Consider the following 20,886-nt stretch of genomic DNA (forward strand, 5'->3'; position numbering starts at 1 on the left):
CTTCGTTCAGTTTCAATTTGGGTGTTTAACCTTCGGATTCTATCGTGTTTCCCTAGTTTTCGCATTTATCGTGAAACGCTTTCGCGTTTTCGTGCGCCGCTTCAGCGCCGCTCGCGGCGACCTCGTTCAACACCGTCTATGTCGAGCACTTTCCCTTCACCGACCGCCTCTTCGAGGAAACCCCGGCGCTGGTGGACGGCCGCGCCGTGGCGATGGACCGTCCGGGGCATGGCCTGACCTTCCGCAAGGAGGCCTTCGAGGGCCTTCCGCATCGGATGAGGAGGCATGAACCGCATGAACGACAAGGAGGATCACATCGATGCAGCCGTTGGCCCGGCAAGAGCAGCCTCGGGAAGGCATGGCGCCGCACATGCGTGACGATCCCATCCTTTCGGTGCGAGACCTGAAGATCGACTTCGTCGGACCCGACGAGCCGAAGCGCGCCGTCGACGGCGTCTCCTTCGACCTCCGGCCCGGCGAGGTGGTGGCGCTGGTCGGCGAATCCGGGTCCGGCAAGTGGGTGACGTGCTGAACTCGGTGCTGAACCTCCTGCCCTATCCGGCGGCGCGGATCCGTCTCCGGCTCGGTGACTCTCGCCGGCCATGGCGATATCCTCGGTCTGCCGGCGACGCGGAGCTGCGCACCGTGCGCGGCAGCGACATCGGCATGATCTTCCAGGAGCCGATGACCTCGCTCAATCCGGTCCTGTCCATCGGAGCTGCCAGATCGGCGGAAGCGATCCGGCTGCATCGACCAGTGTCGCGACGGCGCCGCCGCGCGCAGGCCGTCGCCCTGCTGGAGCAGGTGGGCATCCCCGAGCCGCCGACCGCGCCTTCGGCCTATCCGCACGAGCTCTCCGGCGGCATGCGCCAGCGCGTGATGATCGCCATGGCGCTCGCCAACCGGCCGGAGCTCCTCGATCGCCGACGAGCCGACGACGGCGCTCGACGTGACCGTGCAGGCGCAGATCCTCGCGCTGCTCAAGGGCCATCCAGGCCGAGACCGGCATGCCGGCATGCTCTTCATCACCCACGATCTGGGCGTCGTCGCGGGAGGTCGCCGACCGGGTCGGCGTGATGTATGCGGGCAATCTGGTCGAGACCGCGGACGTGCACGCGATATTCGCCGCCCCGCGCCATCCCTATACCGCGGGCCTGCTGGCCAGCCGGCCGAGCATCGGTTCCGACGACAGGCTGGAGCCGATCGGCGAGCAGCCGCCGCGCGCCGGCGCCGAGAGGAAAGGCTGCGCCTTCCGGCCGCGCTGCGCTCTCAGCGGGGGGCCGCTCCGAGTACGCGGAGCGGACGCGCCGCAGCTTAAATCCGTGGGCGCCGCCCATCTGGCGCGTGCCATTTCAGCCACGGGAATGTCGTCCGGAACGGGCCAGACCGATATGAACGCGGCCGACCAGACGCCGGTACAGAACCGGGAAATCCCTGCGCGTGAAAGAGCTTGCGAAACACTTCCGCTCGCATTCGGGCCTCTTCGCGGCAAGGCGCGGAGGCGGTGCCGTGCCGTAGAGCGGCGTGGGAGCTTCTCGCTCGCCGCCGGCGAGACGCTCGGCATCGTCGGGGAGTCGGGTTCCGGGAAATCGACCCTTGCGCGCACGCTCGTCGGATTGCAGCGCCCCACCGGCGACCGCGTCCAGTTCATGGGCGAGGAGATCAGCGGGCTGGGGCCGCGGCAAGTGCGCCGCGTCTGGCGCGACCATGCAGTTCGTGTTCCAGGACCCCTATGCCTCTCTGGATCCCAGGATGCGGGTATCGGAGCTTGTCGGCGAACCGCTGCGCATCCACGGAACGCTCGACCGGGCGGCGCAAAGGACGGAGGTCGCGCGCCTGCTCGATCTCGTCGGGCTGGCGCCGGACCATGCCGACCGCTTTCCGCACCAGTTCTCCGGCGGGCAGCGCCAACGCGTCGGCATCGCGCGGGCGCTGGCGCTGAAGCCAGCTCGTCGTGCTCGACGAGCCCCTCTCCGCGCATGACGTCTCGGTGCAGGCCCAGATCGTCAACCTCCTGCGCGACCTGCAGCGGACCATCGGCCTCTCCTATATATTCATCGCCCATGATCTCGCCACGGTGCGCCACATGGCGCCCAGGGTCGCGGTGATGTATCTCGGCCGCATCGTGGAGATAGGGCCGCGCGAGCGCATCTACGGAGCGCCGTCGCATCCGCATACCCAGGCGCTGCTGTCGGCCGTGCCCATTGCCAATCCGGCGCGCCGGGAACGCCGCCGCCCGCATCATCCTGCGCGGCGAGCCGCCTAGCCCGGCCAATCCGCCGAGCGGCTGTCGTTTCCGCACGCGCTGCTTCATGGCCGGGCGATCTGCACCCGGCAGGAGCCGCCGGTCCAGGGATGTCGGCGGCGGCGTGGAAACTTCGACCTGTCATTTCGCGGCGCCGGCGCAGCCTGCCCGGCCCGTTCTAGGAGTGTCTGATGCTTGAGCTCAATACCTTCTCGATCGTCGCGCGCTGCGCAAACCAGCATGATGGGCGTCAGCGTCTCGACCGCGATGCCGGCCGTCGGTTCCAATTGTCCGCATGCCAGGGCCGGGGTCAGGCTGATCGCGACGCAATCTGGGTCAATCCCTATCTCGGCCTCGACGGGATACGCCTCCTGTCCGAGGGCTTTTCAGCCGGCGACACGCTGGAGCGGCTGCTGGCCGACGACGGGGCGCTCGCGGCGCCAGATCGGCATCGTCGACGCGCAGCACCACAGCGCCGTCCATAGCGGGCCGGACTGCACGCCCTGGTTCGGGCACCGGCGGGAGCCGGGCTATGCGGTCCAGGGCAACATGCTGACCGGCCCCGAGACGATAGAGGCGATGGAGGCGGCTTTCCTGTCCTGCGACGGGGACCTACCCGCGCGCGCGGCTTATGCGCGCGCTGGAAGCCGGCCAGGCCCACGGCGGCGACTTGCGCGGCAGCAATCCGGCCGCGCTCTGCGTCGTCGACAGGAGGAGTATCCCCATGTCGACCTCAAGGATCGACGAGCATACGGAGCCGGTGGCCAATTGCGGCGCGTGTTCGAGATCGCCAAGCGCCAGCTCCTTCCCTTCATGCGGACCTTTCCGACGCGCTCGAATCCGCTCGGATGCACGGACGACGCGGTCATGGCGATGGTCGCCAAAAGCCCGGGCGAGCGCGGCGGATGACCTCTCCATCCCCCTCCCCCATGAAAGACGTTGGATTGCCCGATATGACGATGCTTCCCGCGATATTGGAACAGGCCGTCCGGCTGAGACGGCACCTGCATGCCATGCCGGAACTCTCCGGCGAGGAACGACGGACCGCCGACGAAGTATGCCGCCGTCTCGCGCAGATGGGCATCGCCTTCGAGAGGGACATCGGCAGGCACGGCGTCGTCGCGACGATCCACCGAGGACAGGGACCGCGCTCTGTGGGCCTGCGCTGCGAGCTCGATGCGCTGCCGATCCTCGAATGTGCGCATATTCCCCATGCCTCGCAAAATCCGGGGGTCATGCATGCCTGCGGCCATGACGGCCACTGGCCGCGTTGCTGGGAGCCGCGGCATTGCTGCAATGTTCGAACAGATGGGAAGACACGGTCCGCCTGATCTTCCAGCCGGCCGAGGAAACCGGCAGCGGCGCGCGCGATGATCGAGGACGGGATGCTGGAGCGCTTCCCCTGCCAGCGGATTTACGCTTTCCACAACTATCCCGGCCTCGATCTCGCTTCGATCGCCGTTCCACCAAGGTCCTGTCGCTGTGGCGGGCAACCAGCTCGCGATCACCGTCCGGGGCGCGTCCTCGCATGCCGCAATGCCGCATCTGGCGCGCGATCCGGTGATCGCGACCGGCCATCTGCTGGTGGCACTGCAGGCGATCGTCTCGCGCGAAATCGCCCCGGGAACGCCGCTACCCTCTCCTGACCACGCTCAGGGGCGGGACCGTCGCGAACCAGATTCCCGACCTCATCGAGATCGGCGGCACGCTGCGCACCTTCAGCCAGGCCGAGCGGCAGGCGGCGCTCGATGCCGTGGGCGTCAGTGCGCGGGGCTCGCGGCCGCCTTCAATGTCGATATCCTTGTTTGCGACAGCGTGACGAGCAATCCTGTCGTCCAATACGCCGTACGAGCGAGATCTCTCGCGCAAGGCCGCGCTGGAAACGGGCGCCATCCTGTCGAACGACATGCGGCCGAGCATGATCGGCGATTTCGCCGAGTTCCTCGCTCACATGCCCGGCGCCTATGTGTGGATCGGCAACGGGCCGGCCGGCGATGCCGGCGCCTTCCATCAAGGGCGCTACGATTTCGACGACCGCGTGCTGGCCACCGCGGTGCCGTGGCTGGCGCGGATCGCGATCCTCTCTCTCGACGGAAAAAGCCCTTCCGGTGACGGCCCGCTCCATGACGTATCTGGCCTGCCTTCAGACAGTGCGATGCGATGATCTTGTCGGAGAGTGCGATTTACGAAGCCGTACAGGCAGGCTTCGGTCGTGTTCACGGAATGCGGTGATAAGAGGATGCCGGTGCTGCGTGCCTGTCGCCGTGAGGCGATACCATCACTGCCGCATATTCGCTGGCGTCGCCAGCAACATCCCAGGCAGTCTAGGGTCAAAACCTAATCAGCCTATTGATGCGTCATAGCAAATCAGATTCTCGCATGCGTAGGCATGACGGAGGCGCTGATGAGCGGGCTTTTCTGGTTAAGCGACGATGCGTGGGTGGTGCTTGAGCCGCATCTGCCGACGAACCAACCCGGCGCTCATCGCACGGATGACCGCCGGGTCATCAGCGGCATCATTCACGTGCTGCGCTCGGGTTGTCGGTGGCAGGACTGTCCTGCCTGCTACGGGCCGCCAACAACAATTTACAACCGTTTCCATCGATGGTCGGCGCGCGGAATATGGCGGCGACTGTTCGATGCCCTGGTGCAAACGAACGATCGGGATATTCACATGATTGACAGCACCACGGCCAAGGCCCATCGATCGGCAGCGGGTGGAAAAGGGGGCGGATGGCGAGGCAATCGGCCGCTCGCGAGGCGGCAGATCGACAAAAATCCATGCTGTTGTCGATAGTCGCGGCCGTCCTCTCGCGCTCAAGATAACACCAGGGCAGCGGGGTGACGCCCCCATTGCCGTACCGCTGATCGCAACCCTGCCACCCAGCCGTCTATGCGCTGCCGACGCCGCCTATGACAGCAATGCTCTGCGCACGTTTCTCATCGCGCGCGGCACCGAGCCGGTGATCCCGAACGATCCAACACGAAAGCATATCCAGCCCTTGATGCTGAAGCCTACAAACGCAGGAACATCATCGAACGCACGTTCTGCCGCATGAAAGACTGGAGGCGCGTCGCCACCCGATACGACAAGCTGGCAACCAATTTCGCAGCAACCTGCCACATAGCGGCAATCTGCATGTGGGGGATATGATTGAGTCTCGACCTAATCCGGTTCATATCCTGCGGCTGCTAAATCGAAGTTTGCGCATTCGGCTGGGGTGAAGAGTTCGACGATGGAACTTGCGGCGTTCCAGAGAGCGGAGATGGTTCGCTCGGCCCTTGCCCGCATCAACGCCTTGAGCTTTGCGAATGCGTTCTCGATGGGGTTGAAGTCGGGACTGTAAGGCGGCAGGTAGAGCAGGCTCGCGCACGCCGCTTCGATGGCGTCGCGCACACCGGCGGCCTTGTGGGCGGGCAGATTATCCATGATGACGACATCGCCGTGCGCAAGGGACGGGACCAGAACCTGCTCGACATAGGCGCGGAACACGTTGCCGTTCATGGCGCCGTCGTAGACGACGGGAGCGGTCATGCCGGACAGCCTGAGTGCGCCAGTGAAAGTGGTGGTCTTCCAATGGCCGTGCGGCATCGGCGCGACCAGCGCTCACCGCAGGGCGAACGGCCGCGCAAGCGGCGCGCCATCCTGGTCGACAGGCCAGTCTCATCGATGAAGACCAGCCTGGCCGGATCGAGATCAGGTTGGCTGTCGAACCAGGCGCGACCGCTTCAGGATGTCGGGGCGGTCCTGCTCCAGTGCATGGGCGGACTTTTTTGAATGTCCACCCGTGCCTGCCAAGCCAGTCGCTCAAGGTGCTTCGGCCGATACGCATAGAGCGCTCCGTATCGAGACGCCCGACCATCTCGTTGAGCGTGATGTCCATGCGTTCCTCGATCATCCCGACGATGAAGTCCTCATATCCGTCGAGGGCGTGGTTCGCGCCGCCGTCCCTGGGGGCGCGGTGTCAGTTCGCCGGCCTTCGCCCGCGCGATCCAGCGGATGTCGCTCGGCACGCCCCAACGCCGAACGGTCGCCGCCGCCTGTCGCAGCGGGAGTGCCCCACCATCGTCGACAGCTTTCGAGACACGCAACCGCCAATCATCACCGAGGGTGCTCTGGCCATCACACCAACCTCCGTCAAAGCGGGTGGGGAATCAGAAAACAGCAACGATCGGTGCAGCTGATAGCGGACGGGCTCTGAAGCGGTTGCTATGTCGGACCCAGTAAGCCACGTTCGAGGTCGGCAAAGTCGGAAGCTTTGTCGGCCTTTTCAGACCACGGATACAACGTCTGACGACCTGCTCATCATAGCCAGCCGTAGAGACGAAGTACCCACACCCAAAGTGATAACCCTTGGCGCCGTTTGCGGGCATATTTGTTGGCCACGTAAGGTAACCGCGATTTTTGGGTCACCTATGAATCGGGGGGAGCGCTTAGGCAGGTTGTGTCCACAAGCAACGTAATGGACACAATGCGATGGATGATGTTATCGAGCCGCGGCTATTGCGGGTATTGCATGCTGGTCGCGGCGGGAAACGCGAGTTTGATCCGGCGTCGAAAGCCAGGCTGTTGGAAGCCTGCCTGACGCCTGGGGTTTCGATATCGAAACTGGCGCTTGAGAACGGTATCAATGCGAATCTGCTACGGACGTGGATCCGCAAGCATCGCAAGTTGAAGGCGCCGGTTTTGGCCGGGCCTGCGCCGCCGGCGGAAGTGTCGATGTTTATTCCGGTCGCAGAGGCACGGGCTGAGCGCATTGCCGATGACGATCGCAAACCGAGAGGTTTGGGCGATCCACCGACGGAACGGCGGGAACGATCGATTATTGCCGCCGGCGATGGCGCGGTATCCGGGCTGAGAGCTAGGGTCACGCTGCCGAACGGTGTCACGCTGTCGGTGGATCTGACCGACGCGTCCATGGTGGCTGCCATGATCGGAGCTTTGGGCAATGTTCCGTCTGTCGGCTGATGTGCGGGTTTATCTTCATCGCGATCCCATCGACTTCCGCGCCGGGATCGACAGTCTGGCGATCCTGGTCGAGCAGTCGATGGGTCTCAATCCGTTCGAGCGGGCGGTATTTGCTTTCTGCAATCGGCGCCGGGATCGGGTGAAGCTTTTGTTTTTTGATCGGTCCGGCTTCGTCTTGATCCTGCGTCGCCTGGAAGAGGACCGGTTTTACTGGCCAAATCGCCGTGACGCCGTGGCACATCTGACGACCGAACAGCTTCACTGGCTTCTCGACGGCATCGACATCGAAGCTGTGTCCCGACACCCTTTGCGGCAGTACGCCAGTGCCGGGGCACAGGTTCCTGCGCACTTCGATACGCCCATGCTGCCCGAGCGGTCTTCGGGATAGGCGTGGCCAAAAATCGTTGACGTCGGTGAGGTGTTCCGATTCAAAACTGGAATGACTCGTACGAATCCTCCTGATGTCGAAGCTTTGCTGGCACAGCTTGCGGCGAACGCGGCTGAAATCGCGGCGTTGAAGGCGCGCGTCAGCACGCTGGAGGAAGAATTGCGGCTGGCGCAGCAGCACCGCTTTGGGCCCAGCAGCGAAAAGCATATGGATCGCCTGTTCAACGAGGCGGAACAGGCTGCCGGGTCCGACCCTGATATCGATGGCGATTTTGACGCCGGCATTGACGGTCTCGACACCGTCGACCTTCCCGACACAGGCCTGCCGGAGCTGGACAAGCCTGAGGGCAGCAAGCGAGGCCGCCGGCCTCTTCCAGCCGATCTTCCGCGCGAGCGTGTCGAATACGACCTGCCGGAAGATGGAAAACTGTGCCCGTGCTGCCGAAACCCGCTTCACCGGATGGGCGAGGCGATGAGCGAGCAGCTGCATATCGAGATCAAGGCGAAAGTGCTGCAGAACGTCCGGTTCAAATACGCCTGCCGCCATTGCGACCGGACCGGCATCAAGACACCGATGGTGCTTGCGCCCATGCCAGCCCAGCCTTTGCCGGGGAGCGTGGCAACGCCGGCGACCTTGGCGCTGATGCTGGCCAACAAATATGTCGACGGCACACCGATCTATCGCCTGTCGCAGGCCCTTGGCCGTGCCAACGTATCTCTCAGCCGCGGGGCAATCGCCAACTGGGTGATCCGGTCGAGCCAGTTGCATCTTGAGCGTATCTACGATGCCATGAAGGAGAAACTTCGGCTGCAGCCGCTGATCCACGGCGACGAGACCTTCGTCCAGGTCCTGAAAGAGGAAGGCCGGCAGGCGCAGGATACATCTTACATGTGGGCATATCGCAGCGGCCAGGACAGCGAGGAACCGATCGTGCTGTTCGACTATCAGCCCGGCCGTGGCCAGAAATACCCGCAAGCCTTCCTCGGGGATTATCGCGGCCTGCTCATGAGTGACGGCTATGAGGCCTGGCGAACGATCAAGGGCGCCACTCATTATGGCTGCATGGCGCATGCGCGCCGAAAATTTACCGACGCGCTCAAGGCTATGAAGAAACCAGGCGGACCGCCGCTTCAGGCACTGGCCTTCTTCGAGGCGCTCTACAAGGTGGAGCGGCTGGCGCGGGAAACCGACGTGACCAAGGGTGAGACGCGTGCCGATCTTACCCGACGGCTCCGTCAGACGCATAGCCTTCCAGTGTTAGCGGCGCTCAGGAAATGGCTCGACGACATTGCCCCCAAGGTGCTGCCCAAGGGCAAGCTTGGCAAGGCCATCTCCTATACTCGCAACCAGTGGGATTACCTGATCCGCTATGTCGAAAACGGACACGCGCCGATCGACAACAACCTGCTTGAGCGCGACATCAGGCCGTTTTGCACCGGACGCAATAGCTGGCTGTTCAGCGATACGCCTGCCGGTGCCAAAGCCAGCGCCGTCGTTTACAGCCTCATGCTGACCTGCCGTGCCTGCGGTATCGATCCATACGTCTGGCTGCGCTTCGTTCTCACCGAACTGCCGCAGCGCCCGGCTGAGGACGACATTACCGACTTGCTACCCTTCAACTTCGCCAAGGCTCAGGTCGCACCATGATGCGACGGTAGCATCGCGCTTGTGTCCATAACCTCCATGATGGACACAAGCCGACCCAACCTCATCCAACGGCAGGACCTGAAAATCGCGCTTACCACGTAAGTGGCCGTCTTGCCTTTCAAAAAGCCGACAATGGATGACACCGAGTATTTCGGCGGGATCGATATCAGCATGTGCACATGGTCGGGCATCAAGTGCCCTTCCCTGATTTCACACCCCTTTTGTCGAGCAAAAGTGTGCAGCAGATCACCAAGCTCACGCCTTGCGTCCCCGTAAAGGCGTTTCGTTCGGTACTTACTCGCGAAGACCACATGATATTTGCAGTCCCATGTGGAGTACGATTGTGATCGTTCGTCCATAAAACCTCCGTTCTATGTCTCGGCCAATCTAACGGTCCAAGCGCGGAGGTCTCTCAATCACTATGTAGAACGCGTCCAGTCCTCCACCGAAGGTGGAGGTTTATTTATTCCATAAAAATCGTCGGTCTCGTGACAGCACTCGCCGACGGTACGGATAGTACGGCCGAAACCGAACCGACATGATTCCTTCGACGCCGCTGCACCCGTCGTCTCGACCACAGGCCGTCTTGTGCGTCAGGAATGGCCGATGAACGGCTTCTCGTGAATGAAGCTGCCGCTTTCCAGCGTGTCGAGGATGAAGGTGGCGACCTCGTTGCGGGTGATCGACCGCAATTGCAGATCCGGCGGAATATCCGTGCAAACGCGCCAGGATCCTGCGCCAGCCTTCGACGTGAACGGGCGCCGGCCGAACGATGGTCCAGTCAAGGCCGGACCGTTCGATGATCGCCCCCTGCCGATCCTTGTCCACATATCGATTGCGGATGAACAGCGGATAGACGATCCGGTTATAGAACCATCCGTCATGGCCCCGTGTCTCGCCCGCGCCGATGCCGGTGATCGCGATGAGGCGCGCGATGCCGACTTCCTGCCGGACAGGCGTTTGAGGAACTGCGACGACATTTAGATCCGATGCTGGATTACTTTCTAAACCGGGAACCATTACCAGCGCATACGGAACAACTGATTTAGCCATATTCGCACCCTCCCGGCGACTGAAAGGGCATTTCGGCGCTCAATGCGGCCGACGAGGTCAAGCAGATCGGCCCGCCCAATCTTGTAGATGGAGACGTTGCCGATCATCGGCAGGACATCTTTTTTGAAGACGCGCTTCATGACGGTCAGCGTCGTCTGGCGCCCTTCCTTGAGTTCATAGCCCCGGAATTCGAGCCATTTCTCATAGATAGTTTTGAAAGTACTCTCGCTCGCCAGTCGAGCGGCGCATCGCCTTTGCTTGCGATCCGACTTGGGATTCACACCTCTGGTCAGCATAGCCCTCGCCTCATCCTTGAGGGCACGAGCTTCGCGAAGGCTGACTTCAGGATAAGTGCCGAGCGACATACGCTTCTGCTTATCGAGTCAGTAGTAGCGAAAATACCACGATTTTCCGCCTTGTGCGGACACAGCGAGCGACAGCCCGTCAAAAGTCGGGGAGCGTGTAATCCTTGCCCGTAAGCTTTGCCTGCCGGACCGACGTGTCGGTAAGAACCATGGTGCTGTCTCCTGAGCTATGAGTCAGGGTCAGAATTCGATTCGTTTCGCCGCTCCACCAGCATCAAACCGGAACCAGCAGCGTCCCTAAAGAAATGGACTTAAAAGTCCTGGCTGCATATGGCTTCCGGCGGATTTCACTGGACGCTGCGAAGTCAATTGTCTTTCCATTTCAATGATTTATGGACGCCGCTGGATTTCCTTGGAACTGGTTTTTGGAGCGGGTGGCGGGAATCGAACCCGCGCGTTCAGCTTGGGAAGCTGACAGGCTACCAGTACATCATACCCGCAGGGTGCCGTGGGCGGCAGTCATTCAACAGTTCGGGCGGGCTGTCAAGCGGTCCTCTTCCGGCGGGCGTCAGCCAGCGCGGAAATGCTTGGAGAGCTTCAGGCCCTGAGCCTGGTAGTTCGAGCCGAGGCCGGAGCCGTAGAGGCCTTCGGGGACGCCCAGCATGTGCTCGTAGACCAGGCGGCCGACGATCTGGCCGTGTTCGAGGATGAAGGGCACCTCGTGGCTGCGCACCTCCAGCACGGCGCGGCTGCCGGAGCCGCCGGCGGGCGCATGGCCGAAGCCGGGATCGAAGAAGCCGGCATAGTGGACGCGGAACTCGCCGACCAGCGGATCGAAGGGCGTCATCTCCGCGGCATAGAGCGGCGGCACATGCACGGCCTCGCGCGAGACCAGGATGTAGAACTCGTCCGGATCGAGGATCAGTTCGTTGCGGCCGCGGCTGAAAAGCGGCTCCCAGAAATCGAAGACGTCGTGCTGGTTCTTGCGGTCGACGTCGACGACCGAGGTGTGGTGCTTGCCGCGATAGCCGACGAGACCGTCCGGCCCCGTCCCCTTGAGGTCGATCGACAGCGCGATGCCGCCGCCGGACACGTTCGGCGTCTCGCTGGCGACGAGCGTGTCGGTGCCGTGCAGCGCCTGGAAGCTCCGCCTCGCCGAGCATCGCGTTGCCCTTGCGGAAGCGGATCTGCGACAGGCGCGAGCCGCGGCGCACGACGATCGGGAAGGTGCGCGGCGAGATTTCCAGATAGAGCGGGCCGGAATAGCCGGCCGGGATCTTGTCGAATTCCTGCGCCCGGTCGGTGATGACGCGGGTGAAGATGTCGAGCCGGCCGGTGGAGCTTTTCGGATTGGCCGATGCGGCGAGCTCCGCCGGCAGGTCGAGGCTTTCCATCAGCGGCACGATATAGACGCAGCCGGTCTCCAGCACCGCGCCTTCCGAAAGGTCGATGACGTGCAGCTTCAGCCGGTCGAGCTTGTCGGCGACGAGATGGGCCGGGCCGGGCAGGAAGCTGGCGCGCACGCGGAATGCCTTGGCGCCGAGGCGCAGGTCGAGGCTCGCAGGCTGGACCTGGTCGGCGTCGAGCGCCGCCTCGCTCTTCAGCCGGCCGGCGTCGAACAAGCCGCGAATGGCGTGGTCCGCCAGAATGCCCGTGTCGCGCGTCGCAGAAGCCATGATCGTCCCATTCCGTCAGAATGGCCAGACAAAACCAAATGCGGGCAATTGACGCAAGCGCGCCGGCGCAGTAATAGCGGGTTTATCCCGTGGTGATTTGGCCGGCCGGCTTGCAGCCACGTAAAACAAGTAGCTAAAAAGGCCGGGTATCGAACCGGCCTGCTTTCGCGGCCGGTTTTTTTGTTTTGAAGGCGACGATGAACATGAGCAAGTCCTGGCGCCCGGCCACCCAACTCGTTCACGGCGGAACCACCCGCTCCCAGCACGGCGAAACCGCCGAGGCGATCTTCCTCACGCAGGGCTTCGTCTATGACACGTCGGCGGCCGCCGAAGCCCGCTTCAAGGGCGAGACGGACGGCTTCATCTACGCCCGCTACGGCAGCCCGACCAACGACATGTTCGAAAAGCGCATGTGCATGCTGGAAGGCGCCGAGGACGCGCGTGCCACGGCCTCCGGCATGGCCGCCGTCTCCGCCGCCATCCTCTGCCAGTTGAAGGCAGGCGACCATATCGTCGCCGCGCGCGCCCTCTTCGGCTCCTGCCGCTGGGTGGTCGAGACGCTGGCGCCGAAATACGGGATCGAATGCACGCTGATCGACGGCCGCGACCTCGCCAACTGGGAAGGCGCCGTCCGCAAGAACACCAGGGTCTTCTTCCTCGAAAGCCCGACCAACCCGACGCTGGAGGTGATCGACATCGCCGGCGTCGCGCGGCTCGCCAACCAGATCGGCGCCAAGGTCGTCGTCGACAACGTCTTCGCCACGCCCCTCTTCCAGAAGCCGCTGGAGCTCGGCGCGCATGTCGTCGTCTATTCCGCGACGAAGCATATCGACGGGCAGGGACGCTGCCTCGGCGGCGTGGTGCTCCGACAAGGCGTGGATCGACGAGAACCTGCACGACTACTTCCGCCATACCGGCCCGGCCATGTCGCCCTTCAATGCCTGGACGCTGCTGAAGGGCATCGAGACGCTGCCGCTGCGCGTCGAGCAGCAGACCGAGAATGCGAGCCGCATCGCGGATTTCCTCGCGGACCAGGGCCAGGTCGCCCGCGTGATCTATCCGGGGCGCGAGGACCATCCGCAGGCCGATATCATCGCCCGGCAGATGACGGGCGGCTCAACGCTCGTCTGCTTCGAGCTCAAGGGCGGCAAGGAAGCGGCATTCGCGCTGCAGGACGCGCTGGAAGTGGTGAAGATCTCCAACAATCTCGGCGACGCCAAGAGCCTCATCACCCATCCGGCGACGACGACGCACAAGAACCTGACGGACGAGGCGCGCGCCGAGCTCGGCATTTCCGCCGGCACCGTGCGCTTTTCCGCGGGGATCGAGGACGGCGAGGACCTGATCGAGGATTTCGCCCGCGCGCTTGCCCGGGTCACAGCGTGAGCCGAACGGGCCTTGCCGGATTTACCATAGCGCCGGCCGCGAACGCGGCCGGCGCTTATTTGTCTGTTCTTGACGAAGCCGCTTCCTGTAGAATAGCGAAGAGCTAATCAGTTCAAGGCTTTCCCATGTATCGAGCGCTGACCCGCGATATCGAAGTGACTGTAGAGCCCTATTATCTGGCCGATCAGTCCGATCCGGACGACAATCGATATGTCTGGGGTTATCGGGTCGTCATTTCCAATCATTCCGACCTCGTCGTCCGCCTGATGACGCGCTACTGGCACATCACCGACCAGAACGGACAGGTGGACGAGGTCGCGGGGCCCGGCGTCATCGGCGAGCAGCCGGTGCTGCGACCCGGCGACACCTACGAATATTCGTCGGGATGCCCGCTGGAGACCCCCGTCCGGCATCATGTTCGGCCGCTACCACATGGAGGCGGACAATGGCGAGGCCTTCGACGTCGCCATTCCCGCCTTCTCCCTCGACACGCCCGGGCAGGTACGAGTGCTGAACTGGAGAGGTAGCGCGGCTTTACGCCGGCAGCACTTCCGCCGCCTCGAAGCGATAGGTCGTCGAGCAGAACTCGCAGGTCACGGCGATCTCGTTTTCCGCGTCCGCGCTCGCCTCGATCTCCTCGCGGCTGAGGCCCGAGAGCACGCCCTTCAGTTTCTCGCGCGAGCAGGAGCAGCGGTCGAAGACGCGCTGCGGCGGATAGACCCGCACGCCGCGCTCGTGGAACAGCCGGAACAGCAGCCGCTCCGTGCCGACGTTCGGATCGGTCAGCTCGTCCGCGTCGATCGCCTCGACCATCGCCTTGGCCTCGGCCCAATGATCGTCGTCGGCGATCGCGTGGCCTGCCTCCTCGCCGTCGCCGCCCGGCAGGTCGGCCTGCCGCATCCGCTCCGAGGCGGGGGGCAGGAACTGCGCCACCATGCCGCCGGCGCGCCAGCGATGGCGGGCCTTGCCCTTCTCGTCGCGGTCGAAGAGCTCGGCGACGCCGAGGCGCACTTTTGGTCGGAATCTGCTCCGACTGGCGGAAATAGACGCCGGCGATGTCCTCCAGCGTATGGCCGTCGAGGGGCACGATGCCCTGGTAGCGCTGGGTATGCTGGCCCTGGTCGATGGTGAAGGCGAGGACGCCCTTGCCGAGCAGCTCATGCGAGGCGGTGCGGCCTTCCGCGACCGCCGCGTCGAGCGCGGCACTGTCGAAGCGGGCATAGGCGCGCACGTTCTCCGGCGCGGAGAAATCCGCGACGAGGAGATCGACCGGCCCGTCGCCCTTGGTCTGGACAATCAGCTTGCCCTCGAACTTGAGCGAGGTGCCGAGCAGCACCGTCAGCGTGATCGCCTCGGCCAGCAGCCGGGCGACCGGCAGCGGATAATCGTGCCGTCCGAGGATGCCGTCCAGCATGGGGCCGAGCTGGACGGCGCGACCGCGCACGTCCAGGCCCTCGACCTGGAACGGCAGGACATGATCGTCGCCGGCGAATCCGGGCTCGCCGAGTTTGGGGACATTCTCAGCCATCGTCATCTGCTCCTTGCACGCCTGCGTGTCGCCGGGGCCAATCCGGCCCGGCCCCGCACCCGTCAGGCGTTCCACCTTGATTTCGCGCGTCGCGCCGCCCGGATCATTCCATACCGGGCGGGCATGCGCCAGAGACAGGCGCCTTGCGGCGCCCTGCGATGGCCCCTAGATCGTGATGGCCCGCGCCCTTTTCAAGGACAGCTCAGACGATGCCGAAGCACCAGGCCAGAATGGATTTCTCGCGCATGCAGGCGGTTTTCCGCCTCGTCGAAGACGACGGACTGGGGACCGTCGATCACCTCGTCGGTCACCTCCTCGCCGCGATGCGCCGGCAGGCAATGCATGAAGAGCGCATCCCTTGTCCGCGCGCGCCATCAGCGCGGCGTTGACCTGGTAGGGCTGGAAGATGTTGTGGCCGCGGGCACGGTGCTCCTGGTTCATGGAGACCCAGGTATCGGTGACGATCATGTCCGCGCCGGCGGGCGTCGCCTCGGGATCGACGGCCGAGCAGGATCTCGCCGCCATTGTCGCGCGCCCAGTTGAGGATGCGGTCGTCGGGCTCCGAGCCGAGCGGCACCGCCATCTTCATCGTATAGCCGAAGCGGGCGGAGCCTCGACGAAGGAATGGAGGACGTTGTTGCCGTCGCCCATCCAGGCGAAGGTGCGGCCCTTCGTCGAGCCGCGATGCTCCTCGAAGGTCATGATGTCGGCCATGATCTGGCAGGGATGGGTGAGGTCCGTCAGCGCGTTGATGACCGGCACGGTCGCATGCTCGGCCAGCTCCAGCAGACGGGCGTGATCGGTGGTGCGGATCATGATGGCGTCGACATAGCGCGACAGCACCTTGGCCGTGTCGCCGATGGTCTCGGCGCGGCCGAGCTGCATTTCGTTCCAGGCCGAGAGGAACAGCGTCTCGCCGCCGAGCTGGCGCATGCCGACGTCGAAGGAGACGCGGGTTCGCGTTGAGGGTTTCTCGAAGATCATGGCGAGCATCTTGCCGGCGAGCGGCTTTGCTTCGGTGCCGGCCTTGCAGGCCGCCTTGCGTCCGTGCATCGTCCATGATGGCGCGGAGATCGCCTTCCGTCACGGCGGAAAGATCGAGAAAATGCTTGGCCATGATATGTCCTGTCTGTCCCAGTCCCCTGAAGCTCAGGCCGCCCTGGTGGCGGCCGTCAGTTTTTCCGCCGCCCGCTCGATGCGCGCAAGCCCCTCGCGCGCCTCCTCCGCCGTGACCGTCAGGGGGCGGCAGGAGCCGCAGGACGTTGTCGCCGGCCGGCACCGCGAGCAGCTTTTCGGCGCGCACCGCCTTGAGCAGCTCGCCAGCCGGGATCCTCGCCTTGATGCCCAGCAGCAGACCCTCGCCGCGAATGTCCTCGATGACCTCCGGGAAACGGTCCTTGAGCGCGGCGAGCCCCTGGCGGGAAGACGAGCGCGACGTCGCGTACATGCTCGAGAAAGTCGTCGGCGAGCACCACGTCGAGCACCGCGTTGCCGACGGCCATGGCCAGCGGATTGCCGCCATAGGTCGAGCCGTGCGTGCCGGCCGCCATGCCGGAAGCGGCCTCGGCCGTCGCCAAACAGGCGCCGAGCGGGAAGCCACCGCCGATGCCCTTGGCCACCGCCATGATGTCGGGCGTGACGCCCGCCCATTCGTGGGCGAAGAGCCGGCCCGTGCGGCCGACGCCGGACTGGACCTCGTCGAGGATCAGCAGCAGGCCGTATTCGTCGCAGAGCCGGCGCAGTTCCTGGAGGGAATTCCTTCGGCACGGGGGCGGATGCCGCCCTCGCCCTGGACGGGCTCGATGAGGATGGCCGCCGTTTCCTCGGTGATGGCGTCCCTGACGGCCGTCATGTCGCCGAAGGGCACCTGATAGAAGCCCGGCGCCTTAGGCCCGAAACCTTCCAGGTATTTCTCCTAGCCGCCGGCGGCGATCGTCGCCAGCGTGCGGCCGTGGAAGGCGCCCTCGAAAGTGATGATGTGGAACTTGCCGGGATGGCCCTTGGCGAAATGATAGCGGCGCGCCGTCTTGATCGCGCATTCCAGCGCCTCGGCACCGGAATTGGTGAAGAAGACCTTGTCGGCGAAGGTGGCCTCGGCCAGCCGGCGGCCGAGGCTTTCCTGGCCGGGGATCTCGTAGAGGGTTGGACAGGTGCCAGACCTTCTCTGCCTGGTCCTTCAGCGCGGCGACGAGATGCGGATGGGCATGGCCGAGCGAATTGACGGCGACGCCGGCGGCGAAATCGAGATAGCGCTCCCCGTCCTCCGCGATCAGCCAGACGCCCTCGCCGCGTTCGAACCGCAGGGAGCGCGCATATAGGTGTCGTAGAGCGGCGCGGCGTCGGCCATGGCCCGTTTCCTCCGGAGATTGGGGCGGAAATCGTCTTTTCGGACTTGACTTTCCGGGTGCGAAAAAATCAAAAGCCGCCTTTCGGCGGCAGGCCGCACTATCTGCACTTCGCGGCGCAATGTCAATAAAAGCGCATCTTGAAACGCCGCCGAACCTGCCGCCGGGTGAGGATTCGCGGCGTGCGGGCAGAGTGTCGCAAGTGAGTCACACCCGGGCAGCAAGTTGGGGAAAACTCGAAAATCGATTCGCCCGGATTCCGGCGACTCTTGTCACGGGGTCCCCGGGTCTCTAGGTTAAGCGCCAATTGCTAGGCTGCATGCGGCGGAACTGGTCACCAACAGTGCCAAGGCGTTCATGGTCCGGATTCGCTCCGGAACAGCGATGAGGGATTCCCGCATCGCGAGCGCCGAGCGGAGACGAAAGCATGAACTGGACAGACGAGCGGGTCGAGAAACTCAAGAAGCTCTGGAGCGAGGGCCTGAGCGCGAGTCAGATCGCAGCGCAACTGGGCGGCGTCAGCCGCGCGGCGATCCGGCAAGGTCCACCGCCTCAACCTCCCGGGCCGCGCCAAGACGGGCGGCACGCCGACCGCGACGCGTCCCAAGCGCCCGGCACCCGCCACGCCGCGCCCCGCCAGTTTCGCCGCCCGGCCCGCGCCGGCCCGCGCCGTCGCCCGGCCGAATGCCGGCGGCGCGCAGCAGGACGGGATCGAGGGGGATTTCGAGGCACCGGTCGAGCAGCTTCCCGTGGCGGCCAATGCCAACAGCGTCGTCGTGCCCATGTCGCGCCGGCTGGAGCTGACGCAACTCACCGAACGCACCTGCAAATGGCGATCGGCGACCCGCTGAACGACGATTTCCATTTCTGCGGCAATGAATCGCCGGACAACTCGCCCTATTGCACCTATCACCAGCGCCTCGCCTACCAGCCGTCGGCCGAGCGCCGCCGGATGCGATAGGCGGGACGACGAGCGAACGCGCGACAGGCCCTCCGGGGCCTGTTTTCGTTTGAGCGACCCGCTCGCCATCACGCGAAACGCAAACAGGCCCCGAAGGGCCCATTTCCGTCCTTGGGAGGAAAGTCCGGCGCTCAGGCCTCCAGCGAATAGCCCGCGCCGCGCACCGTGCGGATGACGTCTGGCATGTTGGAGAAGTTGAGCACCTTGCGCAGGCGGCCGACATGGACGTCCACCGTGCGCTCGTCGACATAGATGTCGTGGCCCCAGACGCCGTCGAGAAGCTGCGAGCGCGAGAACACCCGGCCCGGCGAGGTCATGAAGAACTCCAGGAGGCGGAATTCCGTCGGCCCGAGGCGCACCTCGCGGCTCTTGCGGTGGACGCGATGGGTCTCGCGGTCCAGCTCGATATCGCCGCAGCGCAGGACCGTCGAGACGACCTCCGGCCGCGCCCGGCGCAGCATGGCGCGCACCCGCGCCACCAGTTCCGGCGTGGAGAAGGGCTTGACCACGTAGTCGTCCGCCCCGGTCGCCAGGCCGCGCACGCGCTCGCTCTCCTCGCCGCGCGCCGTCAGCATGATGATCGGCAGGCGCTCGGTCTCCGGCCGCTGGCGCAGCCGCCGGCACAATTCGATGCCGGAGACGCCCGGCAGCATCCAGTCGAGAATGAGCAGGTCGGGCACGCGTTCCTGCAGGCGCATCTCGGCCTCGTCCCCCGTGAGGATCGTGTCCACCTCGAAGCCCTCGGCCTCGAGATTGTAGCGCAGCAGGACGCTCAGCGCCTCCTCGTCCTCGACAACGGCAATTCTGGGCACCATTGGGGCCGTTCTCCCTATGCCGACGGCTCGGCCGCGTCCGCGACCACCGACGTCGTGTTGTCGTCCTTGGGCCGGTCGCCCTCGGGCTGCGAGCCCGTCGCCATGAAGTAGATCGTCTCGGCGATGTTGGTGGCATGGTCGCCGATGCGCTCGATGTTCTTGGCGCAGAACAGGAGAGATGCGTGCAGGGCGTGATGTTGCGCGGATCCTCCATCATGTAGGTCAGGAGCTCGCGGAACAGCGAGGTGTAGATCGCGTCGATCTCGTCGTCGCGCTCGCGGATCGCCTTGGCCTTCTCCACCGAGCGGGTGGCATAGACGTCGAGCACTTCCTTGAGCTGCATCAGCGCCAGCTCGGCCAGGTGCTCGAGCCCGCGGCTCAGCTTGCGCGGCATGCCGGAGCTCTGGACGGCGATGACGCGCTTGGCGGTGTTCTTGCCGAGATCGCCGACGCGCTCCAGTTCGGCGGCGATGCGGATCGCGCCCATGATCTCGCGCAGGTCGGCCGCCATTGGCTGGCGCTTGGCGATGGTGAGGATCGCCTTCTCGTTGATCTGGCGCTCGGCATTGTCGAGGACGACGTCCTCGGAGATGACCTTCTGCGCCAGCGCGCCGTCGGTGGTGACGAGGGCGCGCACGGCGTCCGCCACCATCTGCTCGGCGGTGCCGCCCATTTCGGAAATGCGGCGGGAGAGATATTTCAGTTCTTCGTCATAGATCGAGACGATATGGGTCGATGGCATGGTCTTGTCCTCAATACGCCCGGGTTTCGCGACAGGCCGGCATCAGCCGAAGCGGCCCATGATGTAGTCCCTGCGTGCGCTGGTCGTCCGGGTTGGTGAACATCTTGTCCGTCTCGTTCTCCTCGACGAGCTGGCCGAGGTGGAACATGGCCGTGCGCTGCGAGACGCGAGCGGCCTGCTGCATGGAGTGCGTGACGATGACGATGGTGAAATTGGCGCGCAGTTCGTGGATGAGCTCCTCGACGCGGGCGGTGGCGATCGGGTCGAGCGCCGAGCAGGGCTCGTCCATGAGAATGACCTCGGGGCTGACGGCGACGGCGCGGGCGATGCAGAGCCGCTGCTGCTGGCCGCCGGACAGGCCCGTGCCGGACTCATGGAGCCGGTCCTTCACCTCGTTCCACAAGCCGGCCTTCTGCAGGCTGCGCTCGACGATGGCGTCCATCTCCGCCTTGCCGCGCGCCAGGCCGTGGATGCGCGGGCCGTAGGCGACGTTCTCGTAGATCGACTTGGGAAAGGGGTTCGGCTTCTGGAACACCATGCCGACGCGCGCGCGCAACTCGACCACGTCGATCGCCGGATCGTAGATATCGTCGCCGTCGAGCGTGATGGCGCCGGTCACGCGGCAGCCGTCGATCGTGTCGTTCATGCGGTTGAGCGTGCGCAGGAAGGTCGACTTGCCGCAGCCGGAGGGGCCGATCAGCGCCGTCACCGTGTTTTCCCGGACGTTCAGGTTGACGTCGTAAAGCGCGCGCTTTTCGCCGTAATAGACCGAAACGTCCGTGCCGATCATCTTGTAGGAAACGTCGTTCATTTTCTTATCCAGCGC

20 protein-coding genes, 1 tRNA gene, 14 pseudogenes and 1 riboswitch are annotated in these 20,886 nt (G+C 64.5%); of the genes and pseudogenes, 16 read left to right on the forward strand and 19 right to left on the reverse strand.

The features are described 5' to 3' along the window. Window positions 1-319 precede the first annotated feature (319 nt). The 7 genes and pseudogenes from AAFL97_RS00380 to AAFL97_RS00405 all read left to right on the forward strand — a co-directional run bounded on the left by AAFL97_RS00380 (window position 320) and on the right by AAFL97_RS00405 (window position 3,576). On the forward strand, window positions 320-532 hold the full coding sequence (locus tag AAFL97_RS00380; RefSeq protein ID WP_341643255.1) for an ATP-binding cassette domain-containing protein: 213 nt from the start codon (window positions 320-322) through the stop codon (window positions 530-532). Beyond that, window positions 517-1,077, forward strand: coding sequence for an ATP-binding cassette domain-containing protein (locus AAFL97_RS00385; RefSeq protein ID WP_341643256.1), 561 nt, complete (start codon window positions 517-519; stop codon window positions 1,075-1,077). The genes AAFL97_RS00380 and AAFL97_RS00385 overlap by 16 nt, the downstream gene beginning before the upstream one ends. Further along, window positions 1,077-1,983, forward strand: a pseudogene (locus tag AAFL97_RS00390) (oligopeptide/dipeptide ABC transporter ATP-binding protein). The gene AAFL97_RS00385 and the pseudogene AAFL97_RS00390 overlap by 1 nt, the downstream one beginning before the upstream one ends. Beyond that, window positions 1,955-2,266: an ABC transporter ATP-binding protein gene (locus AAFL97_RS00395; protein ID WP_341643257.1), complete on the forward strand. Its 312-nt coding sequence runs from the start codon at window positions 1,955-1,957 to the stop codon at window positions 2,264-2,266. The pseudogene AAFL97_RS00390 and the gene AAFL97_RS00395 overlap by 29 nt, the downstream one beginning before the upstream one ends. Before the next feature lie 246 nt (window positions 2,267-2,512). Beyond that, a pseudogene (locus AAFL97_RS24325) lies at window positions 2,513-2,797 on the forward strand (DUF1028 domain-containing protein); the annotation flags it as partial. Window positions 2,798-2,876: 79 nt separating this feature from the next. Then, window positions 2,877-2,951 (forward strand): annotated as a pseudogene (locus tag AAFL97_RS24330) (hypothetical protein); the annotation flags it as partial. A gap of 247 nt (window positions 2,952-3,198) precedes the next feature. Beyond that, window positions 3,199-3,576, forward strand: a complete 378-nt coding sequence (locus AAFL97_RS00405; RefSeq protein ID WP_341643258.1) for a hypothetical protein — start codon at window positions 3,199-3,201, stop codon at window positions 3,574-3,576. Window positions 3,577-3,877: 301 nt separating this feature from the next. Here the strand turns inward: AAFL97_RS00405 and AAFL97_RS00410 are convergent, their stop codons facing one another. Further along, window positions 3,878-4,165, reverse strand: a complete 288-nt coding sequence (locus AAFL97_RS00410; RefSeq protein ID WP_341643259.1) for a hypothetical protein — start codon at window positions 4,163-4,165, stop codon at window positions 3,878-3,880. Here AAFL97_RS00410 and AAFL97_RS00415 point away from each other — a divergent pair. Next, window positions 4,164-4,409, forward strand: a complete 246-nt coding sequence (locus AAFL97_RS00415) for a hypothetical protein (protein WP_341643260.1) — start codon at window positions 4,164-4,166, stop codon at window positions 4,407-4,409. The two genes, AAFL97_RS00410 and AAFL97_RS00415, sit on opposite strands and share 2 nt — an antisense overlap. 225 nt (window positions 4,410-4,634) lie before the next feature. After that, window positions 4,635-5,399 (forward strand): annotated as a pseudogene (locus tag AAFL97_RS00420) (IS5 family transposase). Window positions 5,400-5,411: 12 nt separating this feature from the next. Here AAFL97_RS00420 and AAFL97_RS00425 read toward each other — a convergent pair. Further along, a pseudogene (locus tag AAFL97_RS00425) lies at window positions 5,412-6,337 on the reverse strand (IS630 family transposase). Between the two features lie 385 nt (window positions 6,338-6,722). Between AAFL97_RS00425 and tnpA (AAFL97_RS00430) the strand changes: the two are divergent. Genes tnpA (AAFL97_RS00430) through tnpC form a run of 3 tightly spaced genes read left to right on the forward strand, consistent with a single transcriptional unit; the run spans window position 6,723 to window position 9,249 of the window. After that, a complete protein-coding gene (gene tnpA, locus AAFL97_RS00430; protein ID WP_113033721.1) occupies window positions 6,723-7,214 on the forward strand; it encodes an IS66-like element accessory protein TnpA in 492 nt (163 codons plus the stop codon). Beyond that, the gene (gene tnpB / locus AAFL97_RS00435; protein WP_087747257.1) at window positions 7,195-7,602 is read left to right on the forward strand and encodes an IS66 family insertion sequence element accessory protein TnpB; all 408 of its coding nucleotides are present in this window, start codon (window positions 7,195-7,197) and stop codon (window positions 7,600-7,602) included. Before tnpA (AAFL97_RS00430) ends, tnpB begins: the two co-directional genes overlap by 20 nt. Window positions 7,603-7,653: 51 nt before the next feature. Further along, window positions 7,654-9,249 (forward strand): IS66 family transposase, encoded by a 1,596-nt coding sequence (gene tnpC / locus AAFL97_RS00440; protein WP_087747255.1) that lies wholly within the window; start codon window positions 7,654-7,656, stop codon window positions 9,247-9,249. On the opposite strand, the gene tnpA (AAFL97_RS00445) is transcribed toward tnpC, so the two are convergent. The 6 genes and pseudogenes from tnpA (AAFL97_RS00445) to AAFL97_RS24345 all read right to left on the reverse strand — a co-directional run. Then, a complete protein-coding gene (tnpA, locus tag AAFL97_RS00445; protein ID WP_445954433.1) occupies window positions 9,234-9,608 on the reverse strand; it encodes an IS200/IS605 family transposase in 375 nt (124 codons plus the stop codon). The two genes, tnpC and tnpA (AAFL97_RS00445), sit on opposite strands and share 16 nt — an antisense overlap. A gap of 457 nt (window positions 9,609-10,065) precedes the next feature. Beyond that, window positions 10,066-10,302, reverse strand: a pseudogene (locus AAFL97_RS24335) (hypothetical protein); the annotation flags it as partial. Next, window positions 10,269-10,667: a tyrosine-type recombinase/integrase gene (locus tag AAFL97_RS24340; protein WP_445954434.1), complete on the reverse strand. Its 399-nt coding sequence runs from the start codon at window positions 10,665-10,667 to the stop codon at window positions 10,269-10,271. The pseudogene AAFL97_RS24335 and the gene AAFL97_RS24340, both read right to left, overlap by 34 nt. 366 nt (window positions 10,668-11,033) lie before the next feature. After that, window positions 11,034-11,107, reverse strand: a tRNA-Gly gene (locus AAFL97_RS00460). A gap of 68 nt (window positions 11,108-11,175) precedes the next feature. Beyond that, window positions 11,176-11,700, reverse strand: a complete 525-nt coding sequence (locus AAFL97_RS00465) for a 2'-deoxycytidine 5'-triphosphate deaminase (RefSeq protein ID WP_445954435.1) — start codon at window positions 11,698-11,700, stop codon at window positions 11,176-11,178. A gap of 94 nt (window positions 11,701-11,794) precedes the next feature. Further along, window positions 11,795-12,283 (reverse strand): annotated as a pseudogene (locus tag AAFL97_RS24345) (2'-deoxycytidine 5'-triphosphate deaminase domain-containing protein); the annotation flags it as partial. Between the two features lie 79 nt (window positions 12,284-12,362). Beyond that, window positions 12,363-12,441: riboswitch (SAM riboswitch) on the forward strand. Window positions 12,442-12,486: 45 nt separating this feature from the next. Here AAFL97_RS24345 and AAFL97_RS24350 point away from each other — a divergent pair. Together AAFL97_RS24350 and apaG are read left to right on the forward strand one after the other, a co-directional pair. Next, window positions 12,487-13,669 (forward strand): annotated as a pseudogene (locus AAFL97_RS24350) (O-succinylhomoserine sulfhydrylase). Window positions 13,670-13,794: 125 nt separating this feature from the next. After that, window positions 13,795-14,164, forward strand: a pseudogene (apaG, locus tag AAFL97_RS00485) (Co2+/Mg2+ efflux protein ApaG); the annotation flags it as partial. A 39-nt stretch (window positions 14,165-14,203) separates the two neighbouring features. Here the strand turns inward: apaG and AAFL97_RS00490 are convergent. From AAFL97_RS00490 to AAFL97_RS24375, 7 genes and pseudogenes are all read right to left on the reverse strand, one after another. Then, complete coding sequence (locus AAFL97_RS00490; RefSeq protein ID WP_341643264.1) at window positions 14,204-14,680, reverse strand: Hsp33 family molecular chaperone HslO; 477 nt, start codon at window positions 14,678-14,680, stop codon at window positions 14,204-14,206. Between the two features lie 61 nt (window positions 14,681-14,741). Next, window positions 14,742-15,203 (reverse strand): annotated as a pseudogene (locus AAFL97_RS24355) (Hsp33 family molecular chaperone HslO); the annotation flags it as partial. A 159-nt stretch (window positions 15,204-15,362) separates the two neighbouring features. Continuing rightward, window positions 15,363-15,722: a hypothetical protein gene (locus tag AAFL97_RS24360; RefSeq protein WP_445954436.1), complete on the reverse strand. Its 360-nt coding sequence runs from the start codon at window positions 15,720-15,722 to the stop codon at window positions 15,363-15,365. A gap of 60 nt (window positions 15,723-15,782) precedes the next feature. Beyond that, complete coding sequence (locus AAFL97_RS00500; protein WP_341643266.1) at window positions 15,783-16,250, reverse strand: hypothetical protein; 468 nt, start codon at window positions 16,248-16,250, stop codon at window positions 15,783-15,785. A gap of 182 nt (window positions 16,251-16,432) precedes the next feature. Further along, the gene (locus tag AAFL97_RS24365; protein ID WP_445954449.1) at window positions 16,433-16,939 is read right to left on the reverse strand and encodes an aminotransferase class III-fold pyridoxal phosphate-dependent enzyme; all 507 of its coding nucleotides are present in this window, start codon (window positions 16,937-16,939) and stop codon (window positions 16,433-16,435) included. Between the two features lie 173 nt (window positions 16,940-17,112). Then, window positions 17,113-17,328, reverse strand: a complete 216-nt coding sequence (locus tag AAFL97_RS24370) for an aminotransferase class III-fold pyridoxal phosphate-dependent enzyme (RefSeq protein ID WP_445954450.1) — start codon at window positions 17,326-17,328, stop codon at window positions 17,113-17,115. Between the two features lie 22 nt (window positions 17,329-17,350). Next, a pseudogene (locus AAFL97_RS24375) lies at window positions 17,351-17,734 on the reverse strand (aminotransferase class III-fold pyridoxal phosphate-dependent enzyme); the annotation flags it as partial. 235 nt (window positions 17,735-17,969) lie between these two features. Between AAFL97_RS24375 and AAFL97_RS24380 the strand changes: the two are divergent. Together AAFL97_RS24380 and AAFL97_RS00510 are read left to right on the forward strand one after the other, a co-directional pair. Next, window positions 17,970-18,065, forward strand: a pseudogene (locus tag AAFL97_RS24380) (GcrA family cell cycle regulator); the annotation flags it as partial. A gap of 73 nt (window positions 18,066-18,138) precedes the next feature. Beyond that, window positions 18,139-18,503: pseudogene (locus tag AAFL97_RS00510) on the forward strand (GcrA family cell cycle regulator); the annotation flags it as partial. Window positions 18,504-18,634: 131 nt separating this feature from the next. Here AAFL97_RS00510 and phoB read toward each other — a convergent pair. The 4 genes and pseudogenes from phoB to pstB all read right to left on the reverse strand — a co-directional run bounded on the left by phoB (window position 18,635) and on the right by pstB (window position 20,871). Then, window positions 18,635-19,318, reverse strand: coding sequence for a phosphate regulon transcriptional regulator PhoB (gene phoB / locus AAFL97_RS00515; RefSeq protein ID WP_341643268.1), 684 nt, complete (start codon window positions 19,316-19,318; stop codon window positions 18,635-18,637). A gap of 14 nt (window positions 19,319-19,332) precedes the next feature. After that, entirely contained in the window at window positions 19,333-19,506 is a 174-nt protein-coding gene (locus AAFL97_RS24385) for a PhoU domain-containing protein (RefSeq protein WP_445954451.1), read from the reverse strand. Between the two features lie 38 nt (window positions 19,507-19,544). After that, window positions 19,545-20,060 (reverse strand): annotated as a pseudogene (phoU, locus tag AAFL97_RS24390) (phosphate signaling complex protein PhoU); the annotation flags it as partial. Window positions 20,061-20,070: 10 nt separating this feature from the next. After that, a complete protein-coding gene (gene pstB, locus AAFL97_RS00520; protein WP_445954437.1) occupies window positions 20,071-20,871 on the reverse strand; it encodes a phosphate ABC transporter ATP-binding protein PstB in 801 nt (266 codons plus the stop codon). Window positions 20,872-20,886 lie beyond the last annotated feature (15 nt).

Source organism: Thauera sp. SDU_THAU2, from assembly GCF_038260575.1.
Lineage (GTDB): Bacteria > Pseudomonadota > Gammaproteobacteria > Burkholderiales > Rhodocyclaceae > Thauera.